General features: G+C 31.9%; 12 protein-coding genes. 8 read left to right on the plus strand and 4 right to left on the minus strand.

The features are described from left to right. The coding region (locus LDL23_RS12535) for a UDP-N-acetylglucosamine 2-epimerase (protein ID WP_291266007.1) at nt 1–504 on the plus strand (504 nt) is incomplete at its 5' end. An 88-nt stretch (nt 505–592) separates the two neighbouring features. After that, nucleotides 593–1,414, plus strand: a complete 822-nt coding sequence (locus tag LDL23_RS12540) for a glycosyltransferase family 2 protein (RefSeq protein WP_291266008.1) — start codon at nt 593–595, stop codon at nt 1,412–1,414. Here LDL23_RS12540 and LDL23_RS12545 read toward each other — a convergent pair. Next, the gene (locus LDL23_RS12545; protein ID WP_291266009.1) at nt 1,404–2,465 is read right to left on the minus strand and encodes a glycosyltransferase family 9 protein; all 1,062 of its coding nucleotides are present in this window, start codon (nt 2,463–2,465) and stop codon (nt 1,404–1,406) included. The genes LDL23_RS12540 and LDL23_RS12545 overlap by 11 nt on opposite strands. An 87-nt stretch (nt 2,466–2,552) precedes the next feature. Here LDL23_RS12545 and LDL23_RS12550 point away from each other — a divergent pair, with 87 nt between their 5' ends. Beyond that, the gene (locus tag LDL23_RS12550; RefSeq protein ID WP_291266010.1) at nt 2,553–3,314 is read left to right on the plus strand and encodes a glycosyltransferase family 2 protein; all 762 of its coding nucleotides are present in this window, start codon (nt 2,553–2,555) and stop codon (nt 3,312–3,314) included. Here the strand turns inward: LDL23_RS12550 and LDL23_RS12555 are convergent. Then, entirely contained in the window at nt 3,300–5,168 is a 1,869-nt protein-coding gene (locus LDL23_RS12555) for an LTA synthase family protein (RefSeq protein WP_291266011.1), read from the minus strand. The two genes, LDL23_RS12550 and LDL23_RS12555, sit on opposite strands and share 15 nt — an antisense overlap. Nucleotides 5,169–5,318: 150 nt before the next feature. After that, nucleotides 5,319–6,134, minus strand: a complete 816-nt coding sequence (locus LDL23_RS12560; RefSeq protein WP_291266012.1) for a 2,3,4,5-tetrahydropyridine-2,6-dicarboxylate N-succinyltransferase — start codon at nt 6,132–6,134, stop codon at nt 5,319–5,321. A 106-nt stretch (nt 6,135–6,240) separates the two neighbouring features. Here LDL23_RS12560 and LDL23_RS12565 point away from each other — a divergent pair, with 106 nt between their 5' ends. From LDL23_RS12565 to mazG, 5 genes are all read left to right on the plus strand, one after another. Continuing rightward, nucleotides 6,241–7,062 carry an META domain-containing protein gene (locus LDL23_RS12565; protein ID WP_291266013.1) on the plus strand — a complete coding sequence of 274 codons (822 nt, stop codon included), beginning with the start codon at nt 6,241–6,243 and terminating at the stop codon, nt 7,060–7,062. Nucleotides 7,063–7,093: 31 nt separating this feature from the next. After that, nucleotides 7,094–7,504, plus strand: coding sequence for a Holliday junction resolvase RuvX (gene ruvX / locus LDL23_RS12570; RefSeq protein WP_291266014.1), 411 nt, complete (start codon nt 7,094–7,096; stop codon nt 7,502–7,504). A 55-nt stretch (nt 7,505–7,559) separates the two neighbouring features. Then, nucleotides 7,560–8,147, plus strand: coding sequence for a peptide deformylase (gene def / locus LDL23_RS12575; RefSeq protein ID WP_291266015.1), 588 nt, complete (start codon nt 7,560–7,562; stop codon nt 8,145–8,147). A 113-nt stretch (nt 8,148–8,260) separates the two neighbouring features. Beyond that, entirely contained in the window at nt 8,261–8,695 is a 435-nt protein-coding gene (locus LDL23_RS12580; RefSeq protein ID WP_073582950.1) for a DUF5606 domain-containing protein, read from the plus strand. Nucleotides 8,696–8,829: 134 nt separating this feature from the next. Then, nucleotides 8,830–9,603, plus strand: coding sequence for a nucleoside triphosphate pyrophosphohydrolase (gene mazG / locus LDL23_RS12585; RefSeq protein ID WP_291266016.1), 774 nt, complete (start codon nt 8,830–8,832; stop codon nt 9,601–9,603). A gap of 276 nt (nt 9,604–9,879) precedes the next feature. Here mazG and LDL23_RS12590 read toward each other — a convergent pair whose 3' ends face one another. Beyond that, a complete protein-coding gene (locus LDL23_RS12590; RefSeq protein ID WP_291266017.1) occupies nt 9,880–9,990 on the minus strand; it encodes a helix-turn-helix transcriptional regulator in 111 nt (36 codons plus the stop codon). Nucleotides 9,991–10,000 lie beyond the last annotated feature (10 nt).

A 10,000-nucleotide genomic window follows, 5' to 3' on the forward strand; every position in this document is an offset into this window, starting at 1 on the left:
ACAACAGAAGCCAAATTTATGCAGGAATACGCAGATCATTTTGTGGATGCTTTATTAGCTGATCATCATAATTATGTGGTAGTGTATCCTAATAACGATTTAGGAAGTCAAACCATTTTAAAAGCGTATGATAAATTAAAAGGAAATCCTCGTTTTCGCATTTTTCCATCGTTGCGATTTGAATATTTCTTAACCTTATTAAAAAAATCCCAGTTCATTATTGGAAATAGTAGTGCAGGTATTCGAGAAGCTCCTTATTATGGTTTACCGATTATCAATATTGGAACACGCCAACAAAATAGGGCACTTCACGCCGATATCATCAATGTTGATTATACATCAGAGCAAATTTCTAAAGCTTTGAGTGTTATTGATACGCATCTAGTACAACCAACAGAAAGCGATTTCGGAAAGGGAAATAGTGCCGAATTATTTTTGAAATCCTTATTAAATGATGATATTTGGCAACTCAATCATCAAAAACAATTTAGAGATTTCGAATAATTTTTTTTAATGTTTTTGCAGAAAAAAAAGACTGAAAAAGAAATTAAAGTTCTGGAAAAAGTACTATTTTCACTTTTTAATTGATTAGATGAAATTATCTGTTATTATTACTACTTACAATTCAGAAGAATGGCTTGCAAAAGTTCTCGAAGGTTATTGTAACCAAACCGAGAAGGATTTTGAAGTAGTAATTGCAGACGATGGTTCCACTGAAAAAACGCAACAAGTTATTGCTTCATTTTCTTCTAAATTTAGTTATCCAATAGTGCATGTTTGGCAACCTGATGAAGGATTTCAAAAGTGTAGAATATTAAATAAAGCCGTTCTAAAGACCAATACCAATTACTTGCTTTTTACGGATGGTGATTGTATTCCACGGAAAGATTTTGTTGCTCAACATTTAAAATATCAAGAAGAAGGTTATTTTCTTTCTGGAGGTTATTTTAAATTACCGATGGCAACTTCTCAGAAAATTTTAATAGAAAATATTAGAAATCAAGATTGTTTTTCGATTTCTTGGCTGATTAAAAATGGCGTTTCAAAAACGTTTAAATTATCAAAGCTGACCAAAATTTCACTTTTTGCTTCATTCATGAATTGGTTAACTCCAACAAAACGAACCTTCAACGGTCACAATACGTCTTGTTTTAAGAAAGATTTAGTCGCTGTGAATGGTTTTAATGAAGAAATGCAATACGGTGGTTTGGATAGAGAAGTAGGTGAGCGTTTGTTCAACTTAGGTATTTTATCAAAGCAAATTCGTTATAGTGCCGTTTGTTTGCATCTAGACCATAAAAGAGGTTATGCCACGCCAGAAACTTGGGAGAAAAATAATACCATTCGCAATTTCAATAAAAAACACAATGTGACTTTTATTGAAAATGGTTTGTCAAAATATCTTAGCGAATAATCTCAAAAAAAACTTTCAATTTCTCTTTAATCAAAGCAATCGGATATTCTTCAAAATATTTGAAAGTGTTTTCTTTGATGTATTTCTCGTCAAATTCTTGATAAATTTCTGGTTTTAAATCTTTTAAATGAATGGAAATGTTTTTCTCATCTTCAAAAATTTGCCACGTTTCTTTATCAACACTTGGCGAAAACAACGAAAATGTTGGAACAAACAACGCTTTTGCCATGTTTACACTTCCGCCTTCGTTACCAATTAAAGCATCACATTGCGACAATAATCCTAAAAACGAGCGTAAATCATTGGCGTACAAATCAAAGTAAATGCGCTGTTGTGTTTCAGGTTGACACAAATCGAAGATTTTTTGAGCGTCTTTTTTTTGTTTTGGAATATAATTGAATAGCAAATTCGCATCAGTAGTTTGCACCGTGAAATCTAACAATTCTGCCATTTTTTCAAACGGATAAGTTTTGTACCATTCGCTACCTAAAATCCCAATCATAAAAGTGGGTTTATCGGTTTTTAATGGAAATTTTGACAGCATTTCCTTTGCTTGATTGATTTCCGAATCCGTTAAAAAAACTTTTGGTTTGTAATCGGTAATTTCTTCTTTAATTAGTGGTTTTAATAATCGTAAACGATTAATAATTGCTAATCCAATATCCGATTTCGTACCGTTTTTAAGTCGTTCAATATTGTAATTGTAAAAAATATTGGAATAGCCTTTTTTATATGAAATTTTATATTTAGCACCTGAAAAAAGCGTGATTAAATTGGTTTCCAATTTACTGTAAGCATCAATCACCGCGTCATATTTGGTACTTCTAATTTTGAAAATAAATTGAAAAAGCGAAAGATAGTTTTTTCGAACTTTTTCTTCTAAAACAATAATATTATCAATATTTGGATTGTTTTTTAGTACATCAACACAATTGGCATAGCACATGTAATCTACTTGAGCTTCTGGATATTTTTGCTTCAAATTATTGGATAATATGGTAGAAGTTAACACATCTCCAATTCGCTTTTGTTGTATGACTAAAATTTTCATTTTTGATAAATTATTTGGCTAAAATACATTGATTTTGAAACTTTGCCAACAAAATAAATTGATTACTTTTGTGAAAATTCAATTTTTATGGCAATTAGCGGTTTAGTTATTACGTTTAATGAAGAAAAAAATATTGGCAAATGCATCGATGCTTTATTTGAAGTATGCGATGAAGTTATCATTGTAGATTCGTTAAGTACAGATAATACAGTTAAAATTGCTGAAGAAAAAGGAGCAAAAGTAATTTCTCAAAAATTTCTTGGCGATGGACCACAACGCACACACGGATTGCCATTTTGCAAAAACGATTGGATTTTGAATTTAGATGCTGACGAATTTTTAGATAAAGATGCCAAAGAATTTATTTTAAAGGGGAAATATTTAGAAGGGAATTACGATGCTTTTTCGTTTCGAGTTAAAAACTTTTTAGCCGATGAATTAATAGATTTTTCGGGTTGGTATCCCGATCATAAAGTGCGTTTTTTTAATAAGAAAACCGCAAAACCTTCGGAAGCTAAAGTGCATCAAAAAATTGAGACTACTAACGAGAAAAAAGTAGCCGTTCACATTTTACATTACGGTTGGGAATCTTTTGAACAAATTATTGCAAAGAAAAATCAATATTCCACTTGGCATGCGCAACAACTTTTTGATCAAGGAAAAAGAGTAGGAGCCATGAAACCTGTAATTAATGGCTTAACGGCTTTTATTAGATGTTATTTCTTTAAAAAAGGGATTTTCAACGGAATTGATGGCATTACAATTGCTTTAATCCAAGGATTTTTCTCGCACATGAAATACGCTAAATTACTGAAATTACAACGTCAAGAAAAATTATTGAAGCGTTAATTTATTTTCAATCATTCGCTCGTTAAACGATTGGATATACGCTTTTATAAACGTTTCCATTTCGGTTGTTTTTGCTTTTTCGGTTTTGATTAAATTGGTTTTTAACAATTCATCTTTCTTGAAATTATATAATCCTAACGATTTTTTCCCATCAAAAGCTAAGTAATAATCGCCTGAAATATAATGGTAAATGTTGTCTAAATAATACACTACAAAATCTTTTTCAGATTGATACGATTTACCGTAAGTAATCATTTTACTATCAATATTCAAATAATCAATTATTGATGGCATAATATCAATTTGTTGTAAATTCTTTTGATTTTTCCCAACGATAGAAGGATTTGAAGGATCAAAAAACACTATTGGAATTCTAAATTTACCCACATTAGTTTTGAATTTAGTTTCTGTAGGTTCAGATGATGTGTGATCTGCCGTTATTACAAAAAGAGTGTTTTTGTACCAATCTTCTTTTGAAGCCGTTTCAAAAAAACGTTTTAAAGCATAATCAGCATAGGCAATACTTTCTTGAATTTTAGTGGTTCCTTTTGGAAATTTTCCTTTGTATTTTTCGGGAACTATGTAAGGATTGTGAGATGAAATTGTGAAAATTGTACTAAAAAAAGGTTGTTTAAATTCGGTCATTTTACCTGAAAAATATTGCATAAATTCCTCATCAAAAATGCCCCATCTTCCGTCAAATGCTTCTGGACCAACGTATTCATTCTTTCCAAAATAATTATCAAAACCAGCTACTTTACAATATTGGTCAAAATTTTGACTACCATTGAAAGCTCCGTGAAAAAATGCAGTTTGATAACCATTATCTTTTAAGATTTTTGGCAATCCATACACTTCGTTAATCGAATAACTTGACGTAATTAACGAAGTATTCATTAAACTCGGGATACTCGAAAGTGTAGAAGGAACAGCATCTATTGATAGTTTTCCATTGGCAAAACCATTTTCAAAAAACAATGATTTTTCAATTAATCCATCTAAAAAAGGCGTTTGTCCGCGTTGGATATTTTCTCGTCCAAAACTTTCCAAAATTATAATTACAACGTTTTTTTTGTTTGGATTTTCAGTTGAAGTAATTTCTGTAATTGGATTGAAAATTTGATTTAATTCGGTTTCTGAAAAGTATTTTGGAGATTCTAAAGTTTCTTTTTTCCCAAGGGTTTTTAAGATACAAAATGGAGTATTTAAAACTAACGCAGATTGATTGATAGAACCATAATTTACAGCATCAACAATTTTAATAGGTTTTTTTTGTATTCCACCACGACCTAACAAGAAAATAAATCCCATTAAAAGCACAAACATGCCAGATTGTTTCGCTATTTGTGACCAGTTTGCACTTTGTTCGGTTGCAGATTTTAAATTTGGAGTTGCTTTCCAGAATAGTATTCCTAAAACCAAAGCAAGAAGTGGTAAATACCAAAATTCAATTAAAAAGGAAAAGATTAATCCGCCAATTTCATTTTCCATTCCGCTTGCGGTAATCATACCAAATGTACTTCTTCTGCCGGTGAATTTGTAATATTCGAAATCAACAAAATTGGTTAAAATGAATATCAAATTCACTACAAAGAATCCAATTTTCAAATACTTTTGGTAGTTGGGTTTGTATTTAAAATTACCAGGAAGAAAATGTAAAAGCGCAAAAATTAAATTGATGTAGGCAATTGCCGATAAATCAAAATGAATACCGCCTAAAAAACCTTTAGCAGAAATGTTTTCAAAGGCATTTTTATTGAAAAAGTAAAATAACAAACGACAAATTTGGTAAATAAAAAGAACCACAAAAAAGCGCTTGAAAAATAGTTTTACACTGCTAAAATAGTTTGACATAAAAGGTAATTTTTAGCAAATTTAACTATTCAATCAAGATGTACAATTTATTTACTTGTAATTTCTTATTAATGAAAATAAAAATTCCAATTCACAACAATTTGGTTATGAATTGGAACTCACTTTATTCTTTTAGCTTCTTACTTTGATTTATACCGCTACGTTATATTCTCTTAAAGCATCATTTAAAGAAGTCTTCAAATCGGTTGAAGGTTTTCTTTGTCCAATGATAATCGCACAAGGCACTTGATAATCTCCAGCAGGGAATTTCTTTGTATAACTTCCCGGAATTACAACTGAACGAGCTGGAACTACTCCTTTATATTCAATTGGTTTATCACCAGTAACATCAATAATTTTTGTAGAACCCGTCAAGCATACATTTGCACCTAAAACCGCTTCTTTTCCAACGTGAACGCCTTCCACCACAATACATCTTGAACCGATGAATGCACCATCTTCAATAATTACGGGAGCGGCTTGTAATGGTTCTAAAACACCACCAATTCCAACACCACCCGAAAGATGTACGTGTTTTCCAATTTGCGCACAACTTCCTACGGTTGCCCAAGTATCTACCATCGTACCTTCATCTACATAAGCTCCAATGTTTACATAACTTGGCATCAAAATTACACCCGAAGAAATATAAGCTCCATATCTTGCAACAGCATTTGGAACTACACGAATTCCTTTTTCAGCATAATTGCGTTTCAATAACATTTTATCGTGATATTCAAAAATACCCGATTCCCAAGTTTCCATTTTTTGAATAGGAAAGTACATTACCACTGCTTTTTTAACCCATTCGTTCACTTGCCAACCGTTTTCAACTGGTTCAGCCACACGAAGTTTTCCGCTATCTAATAATTCGATAACTTCTCTAATCGCTTTTTGCGTAGTTTCTTCTTGTAATAAAGCACGATTTTCCCATGCTTGTTCTATTGTTGCTTGTAAATTGGTCATGTTTTTCAAAATTTGTGTAGCAAAGATAGTATTTTATGATTTTTGGAATTGTTTTTGATTCATAAAAAAATAGTAATTTTATAGATATAACAAAAAATACGCTACCATGAAAAAAAGTCTTTTAATTTTAGGGATTATAGCTTTCAGTTTTACTTCTTGTAAAAAAGAAGCTGAAAAAGAAATAAATGAAGCGCCAATTGACTCTAAAGTAGTTCAAGTAGATGAACACAATGCAAAAAATAGTTTAGATTACATAGGAACTTATAAAGGAAATTTACCATGTGCCGATTGTGAATCTATCGAAACTACTATCGCATTAAATCAAGATACGTATGTAAAGGAAACAATTTATAAAGGAAAATCAGACAAGGTTTTTAAAGAAACTGGTACATATACTTGGAATGCAGCTGGAAATACAATCACACTTTCGGGTTCTGATGCTCCTAATCAATATTTTGTTGGTGAAGGTGAGTTATTTCATTTAGATGTCGATGGAAAACGTATTGAAGGTGATTTAGCTGATAGATATAAATTGGACAAGTTAGTAATCGAAATTCATCCGCCTTCACCTCAAGGTATTGTAGAAGATTCAAAAATTCAATTTATTAAATGGCAATTGGTTAAACTTAATAATAAACCGGTTACTAAAAAATCAGATAAACCTTATTTTATCCATTTGATTAAAGATAATCAATTTACAGCTTTTGCAGGATGTAATAACTTATTTGGACAATATAATTTGGAGGATAACAACAAAATATCATTCTCAAAAGTTGCTTCAACTATGATGGCATGTGAAGATATGGAAACCGAACAAGAATTTGCAAAAGTTTTAGAAATGGTAGACAATTACAATTTCGATGGTAAAACGTTAAAACTAAATAAAGCTAGAATGGCACCTTTAGCCGAATTTGAAATTATCAAATAATTGAGTGTATATTTGTTGCAAATAATCAACAATGCGAATTTTAGCCATAGATTACGGAATCAAAAGAACAGGAATTGCCGTTACTGATGAAATGCAGATGATAGCTTTTGGGCTAACTACAATTCCATCAGACACAGCAATTACGTTTTTAAAAGACTATTTTTCGAAAGAAAGAGTAGAACGAGTAATCGTTGGTGAACCCAAGCAAATGGATGGAACGCCTTCGCAAAGTGCTGAAATCATTAATGCGTTCGTGGCTAAATTTCAACTAGCTTTTCCAGAAATGCCAGTGGATAGAGTAGATGAACGATTTACTTCTAAAATGGCATTTCAAACCATGATTGATAGTGGTTTAAAAAAGAAACAACGACAAAATAAAGCATTAGTTGACGAAATTGCCGCAACAATTATGCTTCAAGATTATTTACATTATAAAAAATAGTACTTTTGCACTCGGAATTTAGAATTCAAAAGTTAGAAAATAGAAATTACAGATTATGATTTTACCAATATACGGATACGGAGAACCGGTTTTACGTAAAGTAGGAGAGGACATTACACCAGAATATCCGAATCTTAAAGAAATAATTGCGAACATGTATGACACCATGTATCATGCACACGGCGTAGGTTTGGCGGCTCCACAAGTTGGTTTGCCTATTCGTTTGTTTGTTATTGATACCGAACCTTTTGCAGATAGTGATGACGTTTCTAAAGAAGAAGCAGCTTTAATGAAAGAGTTTAAGAAAACGTTCATCAATGCCAAAATCATCAAAGAAGAAGGTGATATTTGGGGATTTAACGAAGGATGTTTAAGTATACCAGATGTGCGTGAAGATGTATTTCGTCATGATACCATTACAATTGAGTACATGGACGAAGACTTCAATAAAAAGACTGAAGTTTATGATGGTTTAATCGCACGTGTTATTCAACATGAGTACGACCATATCGAAGGAATTTTATTCACTGATCACTTGTCGATGTTGAAAAAGAAGTTAATTGGGAAAAAATTGCAAAACATTATGGATGGTAAAGCAAGACCCGATTATAAAATGAAATACGTAAACAAAAAAGGACGTTAATAGTAATTAGTTATTAGTGAAAAGTAAATAGCTTTTTAATTAAACTTTTTACTTTTTACGTTTCACTTTTTACTTTAAAATAATATATTTGCCAACCTTAATAAGTAAGAAATATGAGCATTCAAAAAATATTAGCTATTTCTGGGAAACCAGGTTTATATGAATTAAAAATTCAAACACGTACAGGATTTGTTGCCGAATCTTTATTAGACGGAAAAAAGATTACTGTTGGAATGAGAGCTAACGTAAGTTTGTTATCAGAAATTGCAGTGTATACGTATTCTGAAGAAGTGCGTTTAGCAGAAGTTTTCAAAGCAATTGCTACTAAAGAAAATGATGGAATGGCAATGTCTCACAAAGAAGACGATGCAAAATTAAAAGCATATTTCAGAGAAATTTTACCAGAATTTGATGAAGATAGAGTATATACTTCTGATATCAAAAAAATCTTAAACTGGTACAATTTGTTACAACCTAAAGGTTTTGTTTCTGTAGAAGCGTTATCTAAAGAAATCAAACAAGAAGAAGAAACTCCAGCTGCTGAATAAGCCTCGGAAAAATTATACTTTAAAATCCTGCGTTTTCCACGTGGGATTTTTTATTTTTACATCTAATTTGTCATGCTGAACTTGTTTCGGCATCTCAATTTAACGATTCAACAATTTAACAATTCAACTCCAAAATGAACACACGCCAACAACAACTACAAGCTTTCAACCGACTTTTAGATATTATGGACGATTTGCGCGAAAAATGTCCATGGGATAAAAAGCAAACCCTCGAAAGTCTTCGTCATTTAACGATTGAAGAAACCTACGAATTAGGTGATGCTATTTTAGATAACGATTTGGAAGAAATCAAGAAGGAGTTGGGCGACGTGTTGTTACACATTGTGTTTTATGCAAAAATTGGAAGCGAAACCAATGCCTTTGATATTGGCGATGTAGCGAATTCGATTTGTGATAAATTAATCGATCGTCATCCGCATATTTATGGTGATGTGGTAGTGGCTGATGAAGAGGAAGTAAAGCAAAATTGGGAAAAACTAAAATTGAAAGAAGGCAAAAAATCGGTTTTAGAAGGTGTGCCAAAAAGTTTACCGGCGTTAGTCAAAGCAAGTCGCATTCAAGATAAGGTAAAAGGCGTTGGATTTGATTGGGAAGAACCGCACCAAGTTTGGGATAAAGTACAAGAAGAACTAAACGAACTTCAAGTTGAGGTAAAAGCCGGCAACCAAGATAAAATAGAAGCCGAATTTGGTGATGTTTTGTTCTCCATGATCAATTATGCCCGTTTCTTAAAAGTAAACCCAGAAGACGCTTTAGAACGCACCAATAAAAAATTCATTAAACGTTTCCAATATTTAGAAAACAAAGCCACCGAATTAGGCAAACCTTTAATGGATATGACACTAGCGGAAATGGATGTTTTTTGGGAAGAAGCGAAGAAGTTGTAGTGTTCAGTCGCAGTTTTCAGTCTCAGTGTTCAGTTTAGCTTTGTTATGTTGAACTTGTTTCTGTATTTCTTTTTTAAACGCAAAGACGCTAAGTTTTTTCGAAAAGTTCTCAAAGGTTTTATACTGAGTTTGTCATGCTGAGGTGACGAAGCATCACATAACGCATATCACGACCAGTTTGTTATGCTGAAAGCATCTCATTTATTTGATCCTTACGGGATTTTTCTAATGTGTTTTGTGTTCACGAGTGTCACGCTCGCTTCAATTGTTGTTTTATTATAATAATTCTTTAATATTTATTTGAAGTGCTTTACAAATTTTATGTAATGTAATAATAGTGGTATTGATTTCTCCTCTTTCAATTCTACCAATTTGATTTCTCGGAATATTAGCATCA

The sequence above is a fragment of the Flavobacterium sp. genome (genome assembly GCF_020217025.1).
GTDB lineage: Bacteria > Bacteroidota > Bacteroidia > Flavobacteriales > Flavobacteriaceae > Flavobacterium.